This is a genomic window from Brevibacillus sp. FSL K6-0770 (genome assembly GCF_038000275.1).
Taxonomy (GTDB): domain Bacteria; phylum Bacillota; class Bacilli; order Brevibacillales; family Brevibacillaceae; genus Brevibacillus; species Brevibacillus parabrevis.
In genome coordinates this window covers 3,865,984-3,888,480 of record NZ_JBBOBQ010000001.1, presented here as the reverse complement: position 1 = coordinate 3,888,480, position 22,497 = coordinate 3,865,984, and the positions used below count along the sequence as shown (strand labels likewise).

Annotated in this window: 22 protein-coding genes, 1 pseudogene and 1 riboswitch; of the genes and pseudogenes, 19 read left to right on the top strand and 4 right to left on the bottom strand. The window is 53.7% G+C overall.

Features of this window, described 5'->3' with window-relative positions:
* Positions 1 to 268 precede the first annotated feature (268 nt).
* Both fmdA and NST23_RS18315 read left to right on the top strand, forming a co-directional pair.
* Complete coding sequence (gene fmdA / locus NST23_RS18320) at positions 269 to 1,450, top strand: formamidase (RefSeq protein ID WP_173596978.1); 1,182 nt, start codon at positions 269 to 271, stop codon at positions 1,448 to 1,450.
* Between the two features lie 46 nt (positions 1,451 to 1,496).
* Positions 1,497 to 1,805 (top strand): FmdB family zinc ribbon protein, encoded by a 309-nt coding sequence (locus tag NST23_RS18315; protein WP_173596979.1) that lies wholly within the window; start codon positions 1,497 to 1,499, stop codon positions 1,803 to 1,805.
* A gap of 771 nt (positions 1,806 to 2,576) precedes the next feature.
* On the opposite strand, the gene NST23_RS18310 is transcribed toward NST23_RS18315, so the two are convergent.
* Positions 2,577 to 4,460, bottom strand: a complete 1,884-nt coding sequence (locus tag NST23_RS18310) for a helix-turn-helix domain-containing protein (protein ID WP_217022978.1) — start codon at positions 4,458 to 4,460, stop codon at positions 2,577 to 2,579.
* Positions 4,461 to 4,702: 242 nt separating this feature from the next.
* Between NST23_RS18310 and NST23_RS18305 the strand changes: the two genes are divergently transcribed.
* From NST23_RS18305 to NST23_RS18280, 6 genes are read left to right on the top strand one after another with little or no spacing between them, the layout of a single operon-like run.
* The gene (locus NST23_RS18305) at positions 4,703 to 6,289 is read left to right on the top strand and encodes an ABC transporter substrate-binding protein (RefSeq protein ID WP_173596981.1); all 1,587 of its coding nucleotides are present in this window, start codon (positions 4,703 to 4,705) and stop codon (positions 6,287 to 6,289) included.
* Between the two features lie 31 nt (positions 6,290 to 6,320).
* Positions 6,321 to 7,238: an ABC transporter permease gene (locus NST23_RS18300; RefSeq protein ID WP_122964892.1), complete on the top strand. Its 918-nt coding sequence runs from the start codon at positions 6,321 to 6,323 to the stop codon at positions 7,236 to 7,238.
* A 10-nt stretch (positions 7,239 to 7,248) separates the two neighbouring features.
* Positions 7,249 to 8,160: an ABC transporter permease gene (locus NST23_RS18295; RefSeq protein WP_173599849.1), complete on the top strand. Its 912-nt coding sequence runs from the start codon at positions 7,249 to 7,251 to the stop codon at positions 8,158 to 8,160.
* A 14-nt stretch (positions 8,161 to 8,174) separates the two neighbouring features.
* A complete protein-coding gene (locus tag NST23_RS18290) occupies positions 8,175 to 9,188 on the top strand; it encodes an ABC transporter ATP-binding protein (RefSeq protein WP_287101981.1) in 1,014 nt (337 codons plus the stop codon).
* Positions 9,178 to 10,143 (top strand): ABC transporter ATP-binding protein, encoded by a 966-nt coding sequence (locus NST23_RS18285; RefSeq protein ID WP_340964207.1) that lies wholly within the window; start codon positions 9,178 to 9,180, stop codon positions 10,141 to 10,143. The genes NST23_RS18290 and NST23_RS18285 overlap by 11 nt, the downstream gene beginning before the upstream one ends.
* 31 nt (positions 10,144 to 10,174) lie before the next feature.
* Positions 10,175 to 11,356 (top strand): M24 family metallopeptidase, encoded by a 1,182-nt coding sequence (locus NST23_RS18280; RefSeq protein ID WP_217022974.1) that lies wholly within the window; start codon positions 10,175 to 10,177, stop codon positions 11,354 to 11,356.
* Between the two features lie 186 nt (positions 11,357 to 11,542).
* Here NST23_RS18280 and NST23_RS18275 read toward each other — a convergent pair.
* Together NST23_RS18275 and NST23_RS18270 are read right to left on the bottom strand one after the other, a co-directional pair.
* Positions 11,543 to 11,701, bottom strand: a pseudogene (locus NST23_RS18275) (GrpB family protein); the annotation flags it as partial.
* A 108-nt stretch (positions 11,702 to 11,809) separates the two neighbouring features.
* Positions 11,810 to 11,941 (bottom strand): hypothetical protein, encoded by a 132-nt coding sequence (locus NST23_RS18270; RefSeq protein ID WP_255679103.1) that lies wholly within the window; start codon positions 11,939 to 11,941, stop codon positions 11,810 to 11,812.
* 347 nt (positions 11,942 to 12,288) lie between these two features.
* Here NST23_RS18270 and NST23_RS18265 point away from each other — a divergent pair, with 347 nt between their 5' ends.
* The 5 genes from NST23_RS18265 to NST23_RS18245 all read left to right on the top strand — a co-directional run bounded on the left by NST23_RS18265 (position 12,289) and on the right by NST23_RS18245 (position 16,636).
* Positions 12,289 to 12,978: a response regulator transcription factor gene (locus NST23_RS18265; RefSeq protein WP_122964897.1), complete on the top strand. Its 690-nt coding sequence runs from the start codon at positions 12,289 to 12,291 to the stop codon at positions 12,976 to 12,978.
* A 5-nt stretch (positions 12,979 to 12,983) separates the two neighbouring features.
* Positions 12,984 to 14,357 (top strand): sensor histidine kinase, encoded by a 1,374-nt coding sequence (locus NST23_RS18260; RefSeq protein WP_340964204.1) that lies wholly within the window; start codon positions 12,984 to 12,986, stop codon positions 14,355 to 14,357.
* Positions 14,354 to 14,923 carry a PepSY domain-containing protein gene (locus tag NST23_RS18255; RefSeq protein ID WP_122964899.1) on the top strand — a complete coding sequence of 190 codons (570 nt, stop codon included), beginning with the start codon at positions 14,354 to 14,356 and terminating at the stop codon, positions 14,921 to 14,923. The genes NST23_RS18260 and NST23_RS18255 overlap by 4 nt, the downstream gene beginning before the upstream one ends.
* 92 nt (positions 14,924 to 15,015) lie before the next feature.
* Complete coding sequence (locus NST23_RS18250; RefSeq protein WP_217022970.1) at positions 15,016 to 15,576, top strand: PepSY domain-containing protein; 561 nt, start codon at positions 15,016 to 15,018, stop codon at positions 15,574 to 15,576.
* 127 nt (positions 15,577 to 15,703) lie between these two features.
* Positions 15,704 to 16,636, top strand: coding sequence for a manganese-dependent inorganic pyrophosphatase (locus tag NST23_RS18245; RefSeq protein WP_122964901.1), 933 nt, complete (start codon positions 15,704 to 15,706; stop codon positions 16,634 to 16,636).
* Positions 16,637 to 16,694: 58 nt separating this feature from the next.
* Here NST23_RS18245 and NST23_RS18240 read toward each other — a convergent pair whose 3' ends face one another.
* Positions 16,695 to 16,865, bottom strand: a complete 171-nt coding sequence (locus NST23_RS18240; protein ID WP_173599317.1) for a hypothetical protein — start codon at positions 16,863 to 16,865, stop codon at positions 16,695 to 16,697.
* Between the two features lie 120 nt (positions 16,866 to 16,985).
* On the opposite strand from NST23_RS18240, the gene NST23_RS18235 reads away from it, so the two are divergent.
* From NST23_RS18235 to NST23_RS18210, 6 genes are all read left to right on the top strand, one after another.
* Positions 16,986 to 17,744 (top strand): MerR family transcriptional regulator, encoded by a 759-nt coding sequence (locus NST23_RS18235; protein ID WP_122964902.1) that lies wholly within the window; start codon positions 16,986 to 16,988, stop codon positions 17,742 to 17,744.
* A 144-nt stretch (positions 17,745 to 17,888) separates the two neighbouring features.
* On the top strand, positions 17,889 to 18,446 hold the full coding sequence (locus tag NST23_RS18230) for a helix-turn-helix domain-containing protein (protein WP_173596988.1): 558 nt from the start codon (positions 17,889 to 17,891) through the stop codon (positions 18,444 to 18,446).
* A gap of 59 nt (positions 18,447 to 18,505) precedes the next feature.
* On the top strand, positions 18,506 to 18,991 hold the full coding sequence (locus NST23_RS18225; RefSeq protein WP_173596989.1) for a YbaK/EbsC family protein: 486 nt from the start codon (positions 18,506 to 18,508) through the stop codon (positions 18,989 to 18,991).
* Between the two features lie 98 nt (positions 18,992 to 19,089).
* Positions 19,090 to 20,037, top strand: coding sequence for an MBL fold metallo-hydrolase (locus tag NST23_RS18220; protein ID WP_122964905.1), 948 nt, complete (start codon positions 19,090 to 19,092; stop codon positions 20,035 to 20,037).
* Positions 20,038 to 20,179: 142 nt separating this feature from the next.
* A riboswitch (cobalamin riboswitch) is annotated at positions 20,180 to 20,321 on the top strand.
* Positions 20,322 to 20,469: 148 nt separating this feature from the next.
* Positions 20,470 to 21,453, top strand: coding sequence for an ABC transporter substrate-binding protein (locus NST23_RS18215; protein ID WP_173596990.1), 984 nt, complete (start codon positions 20,470 to 20,472; stop codon positions 21,451 to 21,453).
* Between the two features lies 1 nt (position 21,454).
* Positions 21,455 to 22,492, top strand: a complete 1,038-nt coding sequence (locus NST23_RS18210) for a FecCD family ABC transporter permease (RefSeq protein WP_063229754.1) — start codon at positions 21,455 to 21,457, stop codon at positions 22,490 to 22,492.
* The last annotated feature ends 5 nt before the right edge of the window (positions 22,493 to 22,497 follow it).

Below are 22,497 nucleotides of genomic sequence, written 5' to 3'. Positions count from 1 at the left end.
ATGGTACTCGCATCCCTTCTTGGTAAAATGGTTGATTGTGGCTGTCCGATTGTGGGACAAGTGTACGAAAAGAAAACAGGGGAAAACAAGCATGGGCAGTCGCAAGCTGACCTGTTTTGCGACAGGCTCTCCACTTAGTATACAGGAAAATATAGGCAAAAGAATCGCGAATGGTTAATTTTTAAGAATTTTCTGTCATTGGCATGCATGTTGCTTCCATCCTTCACTGAGCAGCACTCATTCTACAGCAGATAAAGGAGGATGCAGCATGCCAGAAGTATTATTTCGCGTCGACTTGAACAAACCGATGGAGGAACAGGATACACCCGGACACAATCGATGGCATCCTGACATTCCCGCGACAGTATCCGTCAATCCCGGAGCGGTTTTCCGCATCGAATGCAAAGACTGGACGGATGGACAAATCAGCAACAACGACGATCCGTCAGATATACGCGACGTCAATCTCAATCGCGTGCACGTGCTGAGTGGGCCGATTTGGGTCAACGGAGCACAGCCTGGCGATCTTTTGGTCGTCGATATTTTGGATATTGGAGCGTTGCCGCAATCGGAATGGGGCTTCAACGGCATTTTCGCCAGGGAGAATGGCGGCAGCTTCCTCGTCGATCACTACCCGACAGCCGCGAAATCAATCTGGGATTTTCATGGCATCTACACCTCTTCCCGCCACTTGCCGGGAGTCAAATTTCCGGGGATTCTCCATCCCGGCCTGATTGGAACGGCGCCGTCTCATCAGCTGCTGGATCGCTGGAACCGCAGAGAACGCGATCTGGTCTTGACCGATCCGGAGCGCGTGCCGCCGTTGGCGAATCTGCCCACCCCGCACAGTGCTGTTTTGGGCAGCTTGAAGGGAGCCGAGTTTGAGCGAATTGCGCGGGAAGCGGCTCGTACCGTGCCTCCCCGCGAGCACGGCGGCAACTGCGATATCAAGAACTTGTCCAAAGGGACGAGAATTTACTTCCCTGTCTATGTGGAAGGCGCGAAGCTGTCCATGGGCGACCTGCACTTTTCGCAAGGGGATGGAGAAATTACGTTTTGCGGCGGCATCGAGATGGCGGGCTGGCTCGACTTGCATGTCGACGTGATCAAGGGGGGCATGGCGAAGTACAACATCATCAACAATCCGGTGTTCAAGCCAGGCCCGGTAGAGCCGCACTTTACGGAATACCTCGTGTTTGAAGGAATTTCCGTACACGAGACGACCGGACAGCAATTGTACATGGACGCGCATGTCGCCTATCGCAACGCTTGCCTGAACGCGATTGAGTATTTGAAAACCGTGATGGGCTTTACGGGCGAGCAGGCGTACATGCTGCTGGGAACCGCGCCAGTGGAGGGACGGATCGCCGGAATCGTCGACATTCCGAACACTTGCTGCACGATTTCGATCCCGACCAGCATCTTCGACCGCGATATTTTGCCGAGGTAAAAGGCGACCACCGAGCGGAAAAATTGCCGAAAAAGGAGCAGAGACGATGCCGAGATACGACTATTTGTGCGAACAATGCGGCCCGTTTATCCAATGGTTGAAAATAAGCGAAGTGACTGATTGCGTCGACTGCCCGGAATGCCAAAAGCAGTCAAAGCGGCTGTATTCCGCTCCGGGACTGATTTTTACGCCACAAGCACTGCGGCAAAGAATCGAGCGCGGCGTGGAACCGAAAGTGGTGCAAAAAGAGTCGCATGGACATCACGGAGCGGGATGCAGCCACGGACATGCCCACGGGCAGCACGCACCTGCTCGCCAGCACGGGAGCAAGCGGCCTTGGATGGTGGGGCATTAGTTCGTCAGTTCGACAAGTGACGCATTTGTAAAAAAGTATGACTTGAAGCTTGCGATGGATGATTGTATCTGTAAACATGAAGCAACCTGAGTTCGACGAATGCTGAGCTCAGGTTGCTTCATGAATTTTTATTTCCTGTCTTCCTGACAAATTAATTTTTGATCCATAGACTGTTAAGTAGTAAAAAGTGGTAGTAAAGAATTGAGGGAATGATATAAATAAAGAATCCTTCAAAATCGAGTAATCTCAACAGGATGTTTCCTTTCGAGAGCAAAGAGAAAAATAAGGCTACCATAATCCCCGATAGGATATATAGACCGACATTAAACCAATACCTTTTGACAAGAGAGGTAAATGCTATTCTACTTTCCATTTTCTCAATGAAGATGGAGAAAGGTATCCCGACGATTATCAAAAACGGAACCGAGTATGTGAGATATATAAGCAGTAAACTAAAGTATGAAAAGTAATATGTATTTGCTTCGCGCATATTCATTGGAGTGTATTCTATAAAAGCCAACAAGGCACAATAAAAAATAGCAGTAAATAGGGCTGATAATAGTTTGTTCACCTTTATTTCCCCCTTGAACCTACAACCGTAAGCGTTTCTAGAAAAAATGAAGTAACCTGAGTTCGTGATTCATACAGACGGACAGACTCAGGTTACTTAACGTGTTTTTTATTTCCTGTCTATTTTACAGAGGGCAGCTCAGAAGCGAGACTCTCGCTTTTTTTCATAGCAAATCAACCATGACAGGCACACCAACCACACTAACGGGCAGGCGAAAGCAACTGACTCATCCGCTGCTCGACTTGCACCTCCAGCAGCCCGTACACTTCGATCGCGAGACAGACGTCCATGAAGTGCTTGTTGACAGCCAGCGAGATACCGAGTATTTCCTCGATGCGCCTGATCCGGTAAATAAGAGTGTTCAGATGGATGTTCAAGCTTTGCGCCGTTTCTTTCATTTTCAGGCTGTTGGCTACATAGGCAGCAAGCGTTTGCAAAAATTCCCGTTTGCGCGATTTTTCATAGGAGAGGAGCGGCCCCAATACTTCCAGCACGTAGTCGGTCAGCTCGTCCGCACTGTTTTGCAAGAGCAGGCGCTTGCCTCCCAGCTCGCTGTAGCTGATGTAGGACGAGCCTGTTTTGTAATTTTTCAAAAATTGCAGGCACTTGACCGCTTCTTCCGACGATTTGTACACCTCGGAAAGCCCGCGCTTGACGCTGCCGATTCCAAAGGCTGCACGCAGCCCCCACTTTTTGTTCGCCACGTAGTCGGCAAACATTTGGCACTGTTCCTTCAAGTAGCGTTGAGCCTCTGCTTCGGCAACCGATTGCGGATAGGACAGCAGCAAAATGAGGTGATCGTGTCTGGCTACGATCAAGCCGTGCGGGAAGCGCTTCAGGAACAAGTCTGCCGCCAGCTGTGTCAAGTGTCTGCGTACCGTCAAAATCAAAGAGTACAGCTCGGCAAAGTCGAGCTTGTCTGCTTCGAAATGAATCGTCAGTACCTGATAGAGCCGACTCGCATCCAGCTGCAAATGCTTCGCCTGCTCAGTCAGCTGCTCGCTCATCCTGCCCGCAAACAATTCCTCGATAAACTGCCCTTTCAAGTTTTGCTCGGTTTCAAAAATCGCCTGTTTCTTCACCAGCTCAAAGGAAATGACGGTGCTGGCATGCTCCAAAGCTGCGCGATCGACTTCTTCCAGCGCTTCCGTGGTGACGATGACGAGATAGCCGAGAAAATTCGCTTTCGCCCCGATCGGGAACAGGACGCAATCGATCAAGGTATGGGGCGCTTCCGGCAGCGGGAGCGAGGTCGCCTTGACGAGCAGCGGGTGGAGAAAAGCGCGGAGGTTGGCAAGCTGATTTTGCGTAGCTGCTGGAAGCGGCTCGACCGAAGCGACAATCAGTTCACCCGTCTGATCCAGCAACAGGCACGTTTTTCCCAGCAACTGATGCAAATACGTAAAGATCGCCTGCAAGCCTTCTCCGTGCAACACAAGTCGCGCCAAGTGCTGATGAATTTCCAGCGAGCGGTTCAGCAGCTGGTTTTGCCGATTCATTTGCACGTTCAGTTCTTCCAGCAAGGAAATCGAGTTTTCTTGCGCCCGGTACAGATTGGCTTTTTCCAGCGCGACAGCGGCTTGATGGGAGATCGCCTCCAAAAGCTGCAAATCTTCCGGCTGAAACGATTTGTGCGGGTGGAAGCAGTCCAGCGTGATGACTCCGATGCACTCGCCGTTGGTCATGATCGGGGCACAGGCAGCTGAGTACGGAAAAATCGGATCGGCTGCCGTGAGCCTGGCCTGGTTGCCCGGTGACATGGTGCGCGTAGCCTGATAGACACTGTCCCGGTCAGGGAAATGCGTGCAAGCCTTGTTCAAAAAAGTGATGCCGGTCATCGATTCTCCCGGCTTGAGGCGGACGACGGAGAGAATGTCGTTGCTGCGCAAGAAAATGCTTTTGGCGACGAGCATGTCTTCCTCTGGATCGTACAAAAACAAATAGCCTTCATCCGCAGCTTCGATGACGGCCAGCGTCTCCCGCATAATCGTGTTGAAGACCATATCGAGATTCAGGGTAGAGTTGATCGCGTTGGACACTTGAATCAGCATTTGCAACTGTCTGTGACTCAGCTCTCGTTTCATAGGGCCACCCTTTTGTTTGCAAAATTTTGATAATCGCTTATGGAAGCTTCATCCAACTTTCATTATAGAAAATCCCGGGGGCAATGACTATGGCGGTCTCGCTTTTTTCGTTAAAACTTACAAGTTTTCCTCGCGAAATTCATAGAAACATACGTAGCAAGAAACAGTCACTTTGTTAAAATGTAAGTTAATTCGGAATTTTTCGTTATATCACTCCGAAATACAAGACGAGGGGGATGAAAATGTTACGAAAAAATCATTTGTTTCTGCTCTTGTTCATCTGTTTTACCGTTTTGCTCGCCGCCTGCACACCGGAGACGGCGGGCACCACGCCTACTGCGCCAGCCACTCCACAGCCTGCAGGCGGAACCGAAAACACCGCAGCCCCCGCTTCCGTTCCCGAAGAGCTGGTGATCGGCTTCGAGGCAGATGCTGCCACGATGCTGGCGAATACGGACGTGAACTACGTGACAGATATTCAAATTCGCAACATATACGATCCGCTCATCGACCGAGATGCAAAAGGCGCGTTGATTCCGGTCCTTGCAACGGAATGGAAAAACATCGACCCGCTCACATGGGAGTTCAAGCTGCGCCAAGGGGTGAAATTTACGAACGGCGAGCCGTTCAATGCCGAGGCGGTCAAATTCAATATCGACTACATTTTGGATGAAAAAAACAATTCGTTTTACCGCTCCAGATGGAAGGACGTCAAGGAAGTCAAAGTCATCGACGACCAGACTGTTCAAGTGATTACATCGCAGCCATTCCCGACGCTTTTGCTCAGGGTCGCCGATGATTTGTTGATCATGGCCCCGAAGCATACAAAGGAAGTCGGCCTGGAAAAAGCGGCTACCGACCCGGTTGGCACAGGCGCTTACAAATTTGACAAATGGACGCGGGACGATTCGCTCAAGCTGGTCGCCAATGAAGAATACTGGCAAGGAGCGCCGTCGATCAAGCGGGTAACCTTCCGGATTATTCCCGAGTTTAGCGCGCGGCTGTCCGCTTTTCTCGGCGGGGAAATTCACTTGTTCAAAAACGTGCCGGTCGACTCGGTCGAGCGCGTAAAAAGCAGCGAAAACGGCAAGATCGAGCTGGTCGGATCTTCGCGAATCAACTATTTGGCGCTGAACACTTTTTATGAGGGGCCGCTGAAAGACAAGCGTGTGCGTCAGGCGCTGAACTACGCGATTGATGTGGACGAACTGCTGAAATCCGTGCTGAACGGAAACGGGACGAAGATGACAGGCCCGCTCTCCAAAGTCAATGCCGACTATACGGAGACGAAAGATTACGGCTACGATCCGGACAAGGCGGTTGCTCTGCTCAAAGAAGCGGGCATCGATCCGAAGACGTTGAAGCTGACTCTTGATACGCCGAACGGCCGCTATCCGATGGATACGCACGTCGCGCAAGCCATCGCTTCGCAATTGCAACGGATTGGGATTCAAGTAACCGTGCAGGCGAACGAGTGGGGGAACCATCTCGCGAAAATTCGCCAGCATGAAATGAAGGACATGTTCATTCTCGGCTGGGGACCTGCTTTTGACGCGCAGGGAACGATTGAGAACTTGTTTACGGAAAAAGCACCGTACAGCGGCTTTTACGACAAAGACGTGGAAGCGATGATTCAAAAAGCGTTGCCGATTTTCGATCCGGCAGAGCGCAAGAAGGCGTTTGACGAGCTGCAGCATCGTCTGGTGGAAGAAGCGGCTTGGGTGCCGCTCTGGCAGCAGGGCGACCTGTACGCGGTGGCCAAAAACTTGCAGTTTGCGCCAAGACCGGACGAGAAGTTCCTCGTGTTTGAAATGAAGTGGGGGCAGTAAGCGAAAGCCGTCTCATGGAAGGGGGGATACGATGCTCGATTATGTCATCAAACGAACGGGTCAAGTCGTAGTCGTCTTGTTCCTGGCACTGACTGCTGTCTTTTTCATCATTCGGCTGTCAGGCGATCCTACGGCGCTCTTCCTGCCGCCTGATGCCCCGCGCGAGCAGCTGGAACAGTTTCGCAAGCAGCTCGGATTCGATCGGCCTTTGCATGTGCAGTACACCGAGTTTATGACCAAAGCAGTCCAGGGCGATTTCGGAACGTCGTTGCGGACGCGCGAGGATGCGCTGCAAATGGTGATCAACCGGATTCCGGCGACGTTTCAGCTTGCCTTTACCTCGCTCGGGCTGTCGCTTTTGATCGCGATCCCGATCGGCATCCAGTCCGCTTACAGGCGCAATACGTGGTTCGATCAGGCTGGAGTGGCCGCGACCGTGCTCGGTCAAGCGCTGCCAAGCTTTTGGCTCGGACTGATTCTGATTTACTTGTTTGCGGTCCAACTGCAATGGCTGCCGACAGGCGGGGGCGGCTCCCTGGTTCATTTGATTCTCCCGGCGCTGACTTTGGCGGCGTACAGCGTGGCGAGGTTTGCCCGGTTTACACGCTCCACGATGCTCGATGTATTGCGCAAAGACTACATCCGTACAGCCAAGGCGTCCGGTGTGCCGACCTACAAAATTCTCTCGGTGTACGCGCTGAAAAACACGCTCATCCCGATTATTACACTCGTTGCACTCGATTTGGGCGTGTTGCTCGGCGGGGCGGTGATTGTCGAGGTCGTCTTTTCCTGGCCGGGAATGGGGCGGTTATTGATGCAGTCTTTGTTGAACCGCGATTTTCCTGTCGTCATGGCCGGGGTCTTTTTGATCGCCTTTATTTACGCCGTCATCAATTTTGTCGTGGATCTGCTCTACGCTTACGTCAACCCGCAAATTCGCTTCAAATAGGGGGTGCCGCATGAATCAATCGACGCTGACAGAAGCCGCTGCGAATCCACGCCCTGCCTCACTTTCCCGAAAAAGGGAGCCAGCGTGGCGAACCTACATGCGGCGGCTGGTCAAAAGTCCGACAGGGCTGGCTGGCTTTCTCATCATTTTCGTAGTGGTCATCCTCGGCATATTCGGCCCGTGGCTTGCTCCTTACGATCCGAACCAGGCTGAATTTGCCAAAAAGCTGCTGCCGCCGCTGACGGATGGTCACCTGCTCGGGACGGATCAGTTGGGACGAGACATCTTTTCCCGGCTGATTCATGGCACGAGCGTGTCGCTTATCATCGGGAGCTGCACGGTCCTTTTCGCCGGACTGATCGGGACGATTCTCGGAGTCGTTGCCGGATACTTTCGCGGCTGGGCAGACATCATCATCATGCGCATTGTCGACGTCAAGCTGAGCTTCCCGTTCATTTTGCTTGTACTGGTCATCAATGCCGTGATCGGAGCGGGACTGCAAAATATCATTATCTCGCTCGTGTTCGCAGGCTGGATCGTCTATGCGCGTGTCGTGCGCAGCGAAGTGCTGGCGTTGCGCGAAAAGGAATTTATTTTGTCCTGTGTGGCGACAGGCGTCCCGCGCTGGGAAATCATCGTCAAGCATATCGTCCCGAATTTGTTTACGCCGATCATCGTCCTGTCGTCGTTGCAGATCGCTACCTACATCATTGCCGAGGCGTCGATCAGCTTTCTCGGCTTTGGCGTCCAGCCGCCGCAGCCAGCCTGGGGCAATATGCTCAGCGAAGGCAAAGACTACATTTTCAGCGCGTGGTGGCTGATTACGTTTCCTGGCGTCGCGATTGTCATGACGGCTTTGGGTGTCAATCTGTTCGGGGATTGGCTGCGCGATGTGCTCGATCCGGAACTGAAAGGACATTGAAGGAGGTGAGCAGCATGGGCAATCGTTCCCCGATTTTGGAGGTGCGACAGCTTCAAACCCATTTTCGCAGCGGCCATGGCGTCGTCAAAGCGGTGAACGGCGTGGATTTGACCGTATATGCAGGGGAAACGGTGGGGCTTGTCGGCGAATCAGGCTGCGGCAAGAGCGTTACATCGCTGTCGGTGATGGGGCTGCTCCCCAAGCCGGCCGCGGCGATTGTGGGGGGCACGATCCATTTTGCCGGGCGCGATATTACCCATCTCCCCGAAAAGCAGATGCGCAAGCTGCGCGGAAATGAGATGTCGATGATTTTTCAGGAGCCGATGACTTCGCTCAATCCGGTGTTTACGATCGGACAGCAGATGGCGGAACCGCTCAGGCAGCACACAAGTCTGACGAAACGGCAAATCCGCGAAAAAATGGTGGAAATGCTGCAATCGGTAGGGATTCCCCGCGCCGGGCAAATCATCGACGAGTATCCGCATCAGTTGTCGGGCGGGATGCGTCAGCGCGTCATGATTTCGCTGGCGATGCTGTGCCAGCCCAAGCTTTTGATCGCCGACGAGCCGACGACTGCTCTGGATGTGACGATTCAGGCGCAAATTTTGCAGCTGATGAAGGAGATCAAGCAAAAGCAGCAAATGGCGATGCTGCTCATCACGCATGACCTCGGCGTCGTCGCGGAGATGTGCGACCGGGTTGTCGTCATGTACGGCGGGCAGGTGGTAGAGAGTGCGGAGGTGCGGACGATTTTTGACCAGCCGCGCCACCCGTACACACAAGGCTTGCTGGCCTCGATGCCAAATGCCAACGAGCGCAAGGGGGAGCTGAAATCGATCCCGGGAAGCGTCCCGCGCCCAGATGAGGTCGGGCAAGGCTGCACCTTCGCGCCGCGCTGCTCGCAGGCGATGGAACGGTGCCGTCATGACAGGCCGCCACTTGTGGCTTTGCCGAGGCAGTCATGTCGCTGCTGGCTGTATGCGGGCGAGGAGGAGACTGCATTGGAGGAGGTGGCCCATGCGACCTGAGCCGCTTTTGGAAGTCAAGCATCTGAAAAAATATTATGAGTTGAAAAAGGGCTGGTTTTCGCCCAAGCAGCAGGTGAAAGCGGTCGATGACGTCTCGTTCACAGTGTATCGCGGCGAGACGTACGGGCTGGTAGGGGAGAGCGGATGCGGCAAATCGACGACGGGCCGGGCGATTTTGCGGCTGCAAGAGGCGAATGCGGGCGAAATCTGGTTTGCCGGGGAAAATGTCGCGCGATTGCCGTATGAAAGGATGCGCCGCCTCCGCCGGAGGATGCAGATGGTCTTCCAGGACCCGTACGCTTCGCTCAACCCGAAGAAAACGATCTTGCAAATTTTAACCGAGCCGCTGCGGGTGCACGGCCTGTACAGCCCGGACGAACGCGTGAAAAAGGCGAGCGAGATTTTAAGAATTGTCGGCTTGTCTGACTATCATCTGCATTCGTATCCGCACGAATTTTCCGGCGGACAGCGCCAGCGAATCGGGATCGCCAAGGCGGTCATCCTCCAGCCTGACCTGATTGTGGCGGATGAGCCAGTATCTGCGCTGGATGTATCGATCCAGTCGCAGGTGATCAATCTGCTGCTGCAATTGCAGCGCGAGTTTCATTTGACCTACATTTTTATTTCCCACGATCTGGGTGTGGTTCGCCACATCACGGACCGGGTCGGAGTCATGTACCTTGGCAAGCTGGTAGAACAGGCGCAGACGGAAAAGCTGTTCCAAGAACCGAAGCATCCGTACACACAGGCGCTTTTGTCTGCCGTTCCGATCACGCATCCAGACGATACGAGAGAGCGGATCATCCTCAGCGGCGATGTGCCAAGCCCGCTCGATCCGCCGCAAGGCTGCACGTTTCACCCGCGCTGTCCCGCGTGCATGGAGGTTTGCCGGACGGAAAAGCCGCCCGTCGTCGATCTGGGCGAGCACATCGTCGCCTGCCACCTGTACGCGTAAATCCCATTTTGCCAGAAAAGAGGAGATGTTCATGTTACTCGCGATTTCCAAAGCCGAAATTTTGCAGCGCCAGCAAACGTTTTTTGCCAAAGTCCAGGAGAAGCAGCTCGACTGCGCGATCTTGTTTGGAGTCACCGATATTTTTTATTTGACGGGCTTTCATTTCCACCCGACAGAACGGCCGATCGGCTTTTTCATCGCACCGAATCAGGAAACCCATCTGTTCGTTCCTGCCCTGGAGCATGAGCACGCAGAAGAGTTTGCCTGCGTCGACAAGGTGCACTCGTATCCGGAATACCCCGGACTGCGCCACCCGATGGAGTATTTCAAGGACGCGCTCGTAGAAGCTGGATTTGCGGGAAAACGCGTAGGGTTTGACGCAGATGGTTACGGCTCTTCGATGGGGTATCGCGGGCCGAAGGTGAGTCAGTTTTTGGAAGCAGAGTCGTTTGCGTCGATATACGGTGTCGTGGAAGAAATGCGCGTGGTCAAATCGCCAGCGGAAATCGAGCTGATCAAGGAATCGTGCCGCTGGGGCAACCTCGCCCACCGCTTGCTGCAAAAGTATTCGAAGCCGGGATTAAGCGAGATCGAGATTACGACTCGCGCCAGCTCCGAGGCGACGATGGCGATGATCGAGACGTTGGGACCGGATTACAAGCCGCACGGCAACACGGCTTACGCGATTTTCCGCGGACAGGTAGGCGCGATGTCGGCTTTCCCGCACGCCGTGACGCAAAATCTCGTTCTGAAAAAAGGCGATACGCTCGTCACGGGAGCGGCAGGAGAAGTGTGGGGCTACCACAGCGAGCTGGAGCGGACGATGTTTGTCCAGGAAGCGAGCAAAGAGCAGGAAACGTATTTTCAATACATGCTGGAAGCCCAGGACGTCGCTTTTCAACACATCAAGCCGGGTATTCCGATGTCGCAGGTGGAAGAAGCTGTGCAAGCCTATTTTAAAGAAAAAAATATTCAGCATCTGACCGCACACCATACAGGACATGCGATCGGGCTGCTCGGTCATGAAGCGCCGTTTTTTGACCTGGGCGACCATACGATCATTCAGCCAGGCATGGTGTTGACCGTAGAGCCGGGAATATACGTGCGCGGCCTGGGCGGATTCCGCCATTCGGACACAGTGGCCGTTACGGCAGACGGCATCGAGATGCTGACGTACTATCCGCGCGACCTGGCCTCGCTGATTTGCGTGTAGACGCCAGCCACTCGGCAAACGCATCATGTATGCACGAGAGGCACTTACAAAAGAACACCTTCGCTCCTGCTTTGGGCGAGGTGTTCTTTTGATGTTTGGCTGCGCTCTTTCTGAGGCCATTGCTTTTGGTTCCAAGGACAGTGCCAGATCATGTTTTCCTTTGACGTAGCCTGCGGGGTGCAGCATGTCGATAATCGGTTTGGCTTTCAGACCAGGAACAGCTGTGCTGCCGATATGGTGGATGGTGACGAGATTGTCTTGAAACACATTCCGCAGCAGTTCGGCCTCCTTGGCAAATTGTGCAGCCCAACGCGGGTCATAAGGATGTACTTCGATTTTTCGCACGACAGACTCATTCGTTTCGGCGGCGAGGTTATTTTCGTTCGTGACAGAAAAAGGCCCGGACTTTCTGGATGTGCCAAAGGTCCGGGCCTTTTTATTCGTTTATCGCGTTTATTTCCGATTAGGCGACCATTCGCTAGGCGCCGATCCGGACGCTTGGTTCAGCGGTGCGGCTACTTGCACACGCGCTGGGTTGGTCACTTCCAGCGTAATCATCGATGTGACGACCGCTTGCATGGTCACGATCAGGTACGTTCAAAAAAAGATGGCTTTCCAATTGGGTAATTCCAACGAAAATCGTTTCTCCTTCTTGTTCTCGATGGCTCTATTATACGATTCGCGCAGAACGGCAGGCAAAGTCGCCATTTCCGCATTTTGGGCGATTTTCCGGCGGGAAAGGGCATGGCGGGCAAGCCACTTTTCGCGCTCGTGTTGTATGTAGCTCGCACTCGCTGGCAATCGCCCGCACGTCATGTTCGAAAAATCTCTGGAAAAAAACCCGCACTGCGCGAGGCTTTTATGGTTTAATCTACGGTATCAGATTGCGTATGGCATGCCGTGTCCCGCGGCAGCGAAAGGAAGTCGTTAGCATGAGTCAGGCCAACATTTTGCTGATTGAAGATGAAAAGAAAATTGCCCGCCTGCTGAAGCTGGAGCTGGAATACGAAGGATATGAAGTGACGGTCGCAGAGGATGGAGCAGCCGGATTGGACTGTTTCAAAAGCGCAGCGTGGGATTTGGTCCTTTTGGACGTGATGATCCCGCGACTGAGCGGGATGGAGGTGCTGCGGCGGATTCGCACGTCAGACACCTTGACTCCGGTCATTTTGGTGACCGCCAGAGACTCGCTGCCCGACAAAGTCAGCGGACTGGATTTGGGGGCGAATGATTACATCACGAAGCCGTTTGCCATCGAGGAGCTGCTTGCCCGGATTCGCGCGTGCTTGCGCATGGCTGGGGCGCGAAAAAAAGAAGAGGAAGAGGCGCCGCTGCGCGTGGGCGATTTGTTTGTCGACGAGAAGAAACGGCTCGTCATGCGCGGCGAATCGCCAGTGGAGCTGACGCCGCGAGAGTTCGATCTGCTCGTCTATCTGGTGCGGCATGTCAACCAGGTACTCGGCCGGGAGCAAATTTTGAACGAAGTGTGGGGCTACGACTACTACGGCGATACGAATATCGTCGATGTGTACATCCGTTATTTGCGCAAAAAGCTGGACGATCCTGCTCATCCTCCGCTCATCTCGACGGTGCGGGGAATCGGGTATTCGCTGAAGGAGTAGAAGGGATGACGATTCGCAGCAAAATTCATCTGTTTTCAACCGTGTGGCTCGTGCTCGTGCTGTGTATTATCAACACCTCGATCTACTGGCTTTTTTACAAGCAAATGACCGGGCTGGAATTGGAGCGGCTTCAACTGCAGAGCGAAAAAATCGCGCAGCGGCTGCATGAAGCAGGCAGTCAGGCAGATGCGACTGAGCTTTTGCAAGCGTATTTGGCGCCGATTGAGATGATCCGTATCGTGAATCAACAGTCGCATCCGGTAGTGACAGCGACGAAAGATGTGGACTATGCCAACTGGCGACCTGTATACAGTGCGCAAGAAACGTACCAGGTTGTGGAAAAGGCTGGCGTGCTGCATGCTGTCGGCCAGGTGCCGATGATTGCGGGTGACGGCAGCGTCATGTCTCTGGAAGTAACCACGGGCTTGTCGCACGTACAGGAAACGATGCAAACATTGCTCATCGTGCTGCTGGTCGCTTCGCTCGTCGTCTTGCTGCCGTCGTTTCTTGCCGGCCGGATGCTCGCAAAACTCATCGTGGAGCCGATCCGCTCCCTGATTCGCACGATGGAAGAAATCCAGAAAAAAGGCCAGTTCAAAAAGCTGGAGCTGCCAGTCAAATCCAACGACGAGCTGTACCAGATGGGGGATACGTTCAACAAAATGATGGACATTCTCCAGCTGCATTTCACGAAGCAGCAGCAGTTCGTCCTCGATGCGTCCCACGAGTTGAAGACCCCGCTCACCGTGATCGAAGGATATGCGACCATGCTGAAACGATGGGGGATGAACAAGCCGGAGCTGTTGGAAGAGTCTGTCGAGGCGATCTATTCCGAAGCGGTGCGGATGAAAAAGCTGACGCGGCAAATGCTGATGCTGGCGAACCCGGACGAGGAAGCCAATCTGGATATGCGGGCAGTAGACGTGGTCGAGCTATGCGAAGAGACGAGCAAATGGATGAGGCGCACCTACGAGCAGGAAATCCGCGTCGAGGCGCAAAGCGCAGCGGTGTACGCGCTCGCTGACGAGTCAAGGCTCAAGCAGCTGCTGGTGATTTTGCTCGACAATGCGCTGACCTACAGCCAAAAGGCTATTCGAATCGAGATCGCCGAACAGCGGGACACGGTGAGCTTGTCTGTGATCGACCAGGGAGTGGGCATACCGGAAGAAGACCTTGTCCATATTTTCGACCGCTTTTACCGCGTGGACAAAGCGCGGGCAAGAGATACAGGCGGCACAGGACTGGGTCTGTCCATTGCCAAGCGCATTATCGATGTGCACAACGGCGGGCTGGATGTCCAGAGTGAAGTCGGGGCAGGCAGCCGTTTTACGGTGACGTTGCCCAAAGCAGCCCAAGAGAAAGCGGGGGAGAACGCTTGAAACAAAGACGTGTGTGGTGGCTCTTGGCCCTGCTCTTCGCAGCGGCAGCTGTTTTCGCCCTCTCCCGGATTGCTGGAGGAGAGCCGGAAGCAGGGCGCACGATCGGGGAAGTGGAGGAGTCTCTATCCGCTCGCTACGGCAAAGTCATTTCCGCTTTGGAGAAGACCGGGGAGGCAGGCAGAGAGGTATATGTCGGGACAGTGGAAAATGAAACGGGAACGTACCAGGTTGTCGCGGACGCCGAGACGGGACGGGTGATACGGATTACCCCTCTGGCGAAAAAGCAGACACCCCCGGACAAGACCGTGCAGCCCGTGGACGAAAGCAAGGAAACCCCTCCTGCACCACCTGCGAACAACGAGCTTGCCAAAAGCGGAATCTCACTCGATCGGGCCAAACAAATCGCGCTGCAACAAGTGGCCGGGACGTTTGACAGCATCGAAGTAGAGCATAAAAACGGCGCAACCGTCTACGAGGTAGAGATCAAAACCGCCGAAAGCCGGGAAGTGAAAGTAAGCATCGATCCGCTGACGGGACAGGTTTTGTCGATCATGTGGGAGGATTAAGTCCGTTCTCAGCAAATTTTAATCTTCTTCTCTCTGTTCGCTCATCTGCGTCTTGTAGCATGAAGACAGCAGAGAAAAAGGAGAGAATTTCCATGAAAAAAATCGTCATGTTAGCAGCAGGTATCATGCTCGTAGGAAGTTTTAGCGTCACAGCCTTGGCGAAGACGCATCAGCACGTTCCTCAGCCGAATCAGCAGGCTATGCCCGTCTTTTTGGAAGTAGATGAAGATGTCCCGGCAGACTGGGCGAAGCAAGTACGCCTTACTTCCGAGCAGGCACAAAAAATCGCGCTCGGCGTCCAACCCGGAGTGATCAAGGAGTGGAAGCTGGATCGCGCGGGAACGGCGCTCGTGTACAAAGCGGAAATCGTCCAAAACTGGAAGGAGACCGATGTGTACGTCGATGCCGTAACCGGGCAGGCGTGGCGCGAGCATGATCCGGCCCGCAAGCAGCAGCTGGTGAAGATCACCGCAGAGACAGCTCAAAAGATCGCCTTGTCCAAAGTGAACGGAAGCATCAAGAAAATCAAGCTGGATGAAGACGATGGACAGTACGTGTACGAGGTGGAAGTCCGTACCTCTAACCGCCAGGAAGCGGAGCTGGAAATATCGGCCACCACAGGCGACATATTGAGCATGGAGTGGGACGACTAAGTTTGTTGCGGCGCCGGAAGCCGATCTTTGTTTGCAAACAAAGGTCGGCTTCTGGAATTTTCCTTGGGAATATCCGCTATTCCATGGTATAATTTTGACGCCAATATACGACTAAGGAGTATGGATGATGGAAAAAAAGCTAATCTTCGGTCATAAAAATCCAGATACGGATTCCATTTGCTCGGCGCTCGTTTACGCTGATCTGAAAACCAAGCTCGGCGACAATGTAGAGCCGGTTCGCCTCGGTGTCATCAGCAGCGAGACAGCGTTCGTCTTGAACTACTTCCAGGTAAAAGAGCCGCGTCTCGTGGAAACAGTAGGAAATGAAGTCAACGAAGTCATTCTCGTCGACCACAATGAACGTCAACAAAGCGCAAACGACATCGAGCAGGTGCAAGTAGTCGAGGTAATTGACCATCATCGCATTGCGAACTTCGAAACGAGCAACCCGCTGTACTTCCGTGCAGAGCCTGTCGGTTGCACGACTACGATTTTGAAAAAAATGTACAAGGAAAACGGCGTGGACATCCCGAAAGAAATCGCGGGCCTGATGCTGTCTGCGATCATTTCCGACACGTTGCTGCTGAAATCCCCTACCTGCACCGCGCAAGATGTTGCGGCAGCTCACGAACTGGCTGAGATCGCAGGCGTGGACTTGCAAGCATACGGCCTGGAAATGCTGAAAGCAGGCGCTGACCTGAGCGACAAAACAATCGCTCAACTGCTCTCTTTGGATGCAAAAGAATTTCAAATGGGTAGCGCGAAAGTGGAAATCGCCCAAGTAAACGCCGTGGACGTCAACGATGTACTGGCCCGCCAAAGCGAGCTGGAAGCAGCGATCTCCGCGATCATTGCGGAAAAAGGTCTGGACCTGTTCGTCTTCGTGGTGACAGACATCTTGAACAACGATTCCGTTGCGCTGGCGCTCGGCAAAGCAACCGAGGCAGTAGAAAAAGCGTACAACGTTACGCTCGCAGACAACAAAGCGGTGCTCAAAGGCGTTGTATCCCGCAAGAAGCAAATCGTTCCTGTACTGACAGATACGTTTCAAGCTCTGTAATTGTTAGAAAAAAGCAAGCTGCCCGGACACATTGGTCTGGGCAGCTTTTTTCATGCATTCAAAACGGATTGTTGTTGTGCTGTTGCAAATGATGCATCGTCTGGTGAGCATAGGCGTCGTCGCTGTAGTGGTGGACGGCGTGCTTGTCTCTGGCCCGCAAGCTGACAGACCCTGTAAAAAAGAAGGCCGCGATGAAGGTGGCTGCTACTGCGATGAGAAAATAGAGCAAAAGACATTCCCCCTTTTCACAATGGCTTGCTTTTACAATAACATTATTTTCCTGCTGCTACTACTGTTGACTTTGCCGGTGCGTAAATGTGTACGATGAATTTGTCAGGAGGGATACAAGATGGAATATACCGTGCAAAAGCTGGGTCTCCTGGCAGGTGTCAGCACCCGGACATTGCGTTACTACGATGAGATTGACCTTCTCAAGCCGGCGAGAATCAATTCATCCGGGTATCGTATTTACGGGCAGGCAGAAGTGGATCGGTTGCAGCAAATTTTGTTTTACCGCGAGCTTGGTGTCAGCCTGGAGGAGATCAAGGAAATCATGAGTTCTCCCACCTTTGATGCGGAGCGGGCACTGCGGGAGCACCGGGAGAAGCTGTTGGAAAAACGGGCGCAGCTGGATCGGCTGATTGCGAATGTCGATCTGACTTTGGCGCAGCGAGAGGGGACGAAAACAATGACAGACAAACAGAAATTCGAAGGCTTCAAACAGCAGTTGATTCACGACAACGAGCAGCAGTACGGCGAAGAAATCCGGGCCAAGTACGGCGACGAGCGAGTAGAGCGTGCCAATCGGAAAATCAAAGAGATGAGCGAGGAAGAGTATGCGCAAGTCGAGCAATTGAACGAAAAGCTGCACGCGACGCTGAAGCAAGCGTTTGCCAGCGGCGATCCGGGCAGCGAGCTGGCCCAGCAGGCAGCCGATTTGCATCGCCAGTGGCTCAGCTTTTACTGGGACAGCTACAGCAAGGAGGCGCACGCAGGCGTGGCTCAGATGTATGTCGATGATCCGAGATTTACGGCTTACTACGACAAGGAGCAGCCTGGCCTGGCAGCATTCCTGCGCGACGCTGTCGTCATTTACACACAAGCCTAATGACTAGCGAAAAACTTCCCCTGAACCGCGCATGCTTTTGGCGGTTCGGGGGAGTTTTTTGTTTGGGCGCTATTTTTCTTTGTGTTTGTTATGTTATATAATTGTTCATTATCTGATACAAAATGCAAAGAGAGGAGCACTCTGGTGGAATCAATACAGACGATCATTGGAGCAAACTTGGAGACGATTCGCAAAAAGCGGGGCTTGAGCCTCGATAAAGTAGCGGAGCTGACAGGCGTAAGCAAAGGCATGTTGCACCAGATTGAGCGCGGCGATTCCCAGCCGACGGTGACGACCTTGTGGAAAATGGCAACAGGTCTGCAAGTGTCGTTCTCATCGCTGTTGAAGGCGCCGGACAGTGCCGTTTCTTTTGTGTCAATCGCAGACGTGTCGCCCATCATCGAAGACAACGGCTTGTGCCGGGCGTATTTGCAGTTTCCTTTTGATCCGATGACCAAGCTGGAAATGTTTCGCATCGAGCTTGACCCGGGGGCAAGCTACTCGTCGGCTCCACACAATGAAGGCGTCTACGAGTACATTACCGTCAGCGCGGGCGAGTTTTGCCTGAAAATCAAGGACGAGCTGTTTCGCATGTCGGAAGGTGACGGCATCCGTTTTGCCGGAAACGTTCCCCATCAGTACAGCAATGAAGGCGAAAAGCAAGCCGTCATTCAGGTCGTGATGTATTACGCAGAGCCTTAGCTATAACCATACCTGTCGTTCATTTAACGAAAACGTGTAAAAGGAAAGGAGCAAAACTAATGCAGCGATTAAAAGAAAGCGCGCAGAAAGTGCAAGCGAGATTGCAACAATTGGGGTATGACAATCAGGTGGTCGAACTGCCGGACAGCACCCGCACAGCAGCGGAGGCAGCGCAAGCGATCGGATGCGAGGTCGCGCAAATTGCCAAGTCGATCATTTTTCGCCGGAAGACGACGGACAAGCCTGTTCTGGTCGTGGCAAGCGGCACAAACCGGATTGACGAAAAGCTGCTCGCGCAATGGATGCAGGAGAAGCCGGGAAAAGCAGATGCCGATTTTGTGCGCGAAAAAACCGGATTTGTCATCGGCGGTGTCTCGCCCGTCGGACATCTGGAACCGATTGAGACGTGGATTGATGAGGATTTGCTTCGCTTCGAAGTCATCTGGGCGGCTGCCGGGCATCCGAACGCTGTTTTTTCGCTGACGCCAAAGCAACTGGTACAAATGACGAATGGCGAAGTAGCGCGCATCGCTTCCCGCCCGTAACCAGCCAAGAAACGGCAAAGCCCTCTCGAATCCGGGCACGATCAATGGTAAAGTGGAAATATTCACACGATATCAAGTTGGCAGGGGGAGAAAAATCGATGCAACCTACTGAACCGATTTCCTTGGGGCACCGCATCCATCTGATTGACGGCTTTGACATGGGCTGGGCGGAGCGGACGGGAACGTATGTAATAGCAGAGGAACAATTGACGCTTGTCGAGACAGGGCCAAGCCCGTCCGTACCGTACATTGTGGCAGGATTGCACAAGCTCGGCTTTTCGCCGGAGCAAGTCAAATACATCATCGTGACGCACATTCATCTGGATCACGCGGGTGGGGCAGGCTTGTTTTTGCGCGAATGCCCGCAGGCCAAAATCGTGGTGCATCCAAAAGGAGCGCGCCATCTGGTGGACCCGAGTCGCTTGATTGCGGGAGCGAAAGCCGTTTACCAGGACGATTTCAACCGCCTGTTCGATCCGATTGTGGCGATTCCCGAGGAGCGAATCTTGGTGCGAAAAGACGGAGACACCTTGCCGATCGGGCCGAACTGTGTCCTTGAATTTTTGGATTCGCCCGGCCATGCGAACCATCATTTCAGCATTTACGATCCGGTTAGCCGCGGCATGTTCACAGGTGATACAGCGGGCGTTTTTTATCCGCAACTCCAAAAAGACGGATTGCATTTCGTTTTGCCGTCCACGTCTCCAAACCAGTTCGATCCGCAGGCGATGCTTGCGTCTATCGAGCGTTTTCGCAAGCGCGAACTCCAGCGTATCTACTTCGGGCATTTTGGCATGACGGAAGAAGTGGAGGACGTCTATCGGCAAGTGGCAGAGTGGCTTCCCGTATTCGTGGCAGAAGGCGAGGCGGCCGTTTCCGCCGGGCTTGGCACGGAGCAATTGGGGGACAGGCTGTTCGCTCTTGTCAGCCAGCATCTGCAAGCGCGCGGCATTGCCGAGCAGCATGAAGTGATGAACGTCCTGCGACTGGATTTGCAGGTGTGCGCGATGGGAATTATCGATTACTTGCACAAGCGCAAGCAGTAATTTTCGTCGGTTAGGCAAAAGGCTAGTGGCTGCTGCAGGTTGACGGGTAGCCTGGACCTGCGTTTTGCTGCAAAATGACGCATTCTTTTTTTGGCCAAGGAATGCTATGATGGTGGGTGAGTCTTAGCTTGCAGGTACAAACAACTGAATACAGCAAGCAGGTGCCTCGTCTGTCATGGGCGAGGTGAAAAGGGAAGCCGGTGCAAATCCGGCGCGGTCCCGCCACTGTAAAGCGGCTGTCGCAAGCCGCAAGCCAGGAGACCTGCCTGTTTGCATGATGTGCCTGCGCCTTCGCGGAAAGGTTCGGCCCGTTCAGGACTTTTTGGCGTGACCAGATCGTCCTGGCAAGTCGACCCTTTTGTTTCCCGCTGGAAGCGAAGGGGTTTTTCTATGCTAAGAATCAACCAGTTGCCCAGAAAGGAAGTTATACATATGAAACGTTCGTGGAAACTGCTCATGCCCCTGGTCATTGCTGCAAGCTTGGTCGGCTGCACAGGCAATGGCAACACGCAAACAGCCCCTGCTCCAAAGACAGAGGCGCCACAGACAACACCACAGGAAACAACGGCCAAAGCCACTGTCTACCCGCTGACGGTCAAAGATTCGACGGGAAAAGAAGTGACCTTGCAAAAAGAGCCGCAGCGGATTGTCTCCACCTCTCCAGGTGAAACGGAGATTTTGTTCGCACTCGGCCTGAACGACCGGATCGTCGGGGTGTCCGACTACGACGATTATCCGGCAGAAGCTGCCACGAAGCCGAAAGTGGGCGGTGTCGTCAAGCCGAGCGAAGAGGCGATTCTCGCCCAGTCGCCTGATCTGGTCATCGGCGGAATCTCGATGGATGAGCCTGTCGCTGCGAAGCTGAAAACGTTAGGCATGCCTGTTTACGTGACTCACCCGCAAAAAATGGATGAGATATTTGACAACATTTTGGCGATGGGTGTCATTACAAACAGACAGGAGCAGGCGGAAAAAGTAGTCGCAAGCATGAAGCAGGACATCGCGCGCGTGCAGGAAGCGGTCAAAGCGGTGAAGCCGGAAGACAAGAAAAAAGTGTACCTGGAATTTTCGCCGGGCTGGACGGTAGGCAAAGGGGAATTTCTGGATGAGCTGATCTCACTGGCAGGCGCGACAAACATTGCCGCTGATACCCAAGGGTGGAACCCGATCAGCGAAGAAAAGATTTTAAAAAGCGATCCTGACGTCATTTTGTATGCAAAAGGCATTACGGACGACAAGACAGGGAAAAAGCTGGAGGACATCATTGCGAACCGCAACGGTTGGGACAAGATGAAGGCGATCCGCGACAAGCAGATTTTCGGGATGGAGCAAAATTTGCTTTCGCGCCCGGGACCGCGGATTACCCAAGGTTTGATCGAGGTAGCCAAAGCGATTTACCCTGATCTGGTGAAATAAAATGAAGAAGCAGTTGCTTTTATGGGGAGGAGCCAGCAGTCTGATTCTGCTGGCATCGGCGGTAGTCAGCATTTCGATGGGAGCGGCATCGCTTCCGCTTTCGCAAGTATGGCTGATCTTGTTGCATCAGCTCCCCGGCATGTCGGACTTGGTTGCCGTGACATGGCCGGATTCGTCCGAGCAAATCGTGATGAAAGTGCGCTTTCCCCGCGTCATCCTGGCGATTCTGGTAGGGGCTTGCCTGTCGCTTGCGGGCGCCGGATTTCAAGGGGTGCTGCGCAATCCGCTCGCAGACCCGTTTACGATGGGAGTGGCATCCGGAGCTGCTGTCGGTGCCGCTTTTCTGATCCTGTTTGGCTTGCAATTCGCTTTTCTCGGGGAATGGAGCACGCCTGTGGTCGCCTTTTTGACGGGGCTGTGCAGTCTGTGGATTGTACTGTCGCTGGCGAAGACGCAGGGCAAGCTGCAAACAGAGACGCTCATTTTATCCGGGGTCGTCATTCAGGCGTTTCTCGGTTCGCTCGTCTCTTTTATGGTGTCCTTGTCGAACCAGACGGTGAACGAAATCGTCTTTTGGCTGATGGGCAGCTTGTCGTTTCGCGGCTGGGCTTTTACGTATGTGCTGATTCCGTATGTGCTGATCGGCGTAATCGTGCTGGTTGGCTATGCCCGCTCCTTGAACCTGTTTGCCCTGGGTGAGCGTCAGGCGGCGCATCTGGGCGTCAATGTCGACAAGACGAAGCTCATTATTTTGCTCGTATCGACTTTGTTGACGGCGGCAGCGGTTTCGATCTCAGGGATCATCGGCTTCGTTGGCCTCGTCGTACCGCATCTGGTGCGGATGCTGGTCGGGCCGGATCATCGCATCCTGCTGCCGATGTCGGCGATTGGCGGCGGCATCTACGTCCTGTGGGCGGATACGCTGGCGCGGATGCTGCTCGTTCCTACGGAAATCCCGCTCGGCGTCGTGACCGCGTTTTTGGGAGCGCCGTTTTTCGCCTATTTGTTGAAGCAAAACAAACGAACCGGAAGGAGGTAGCTACG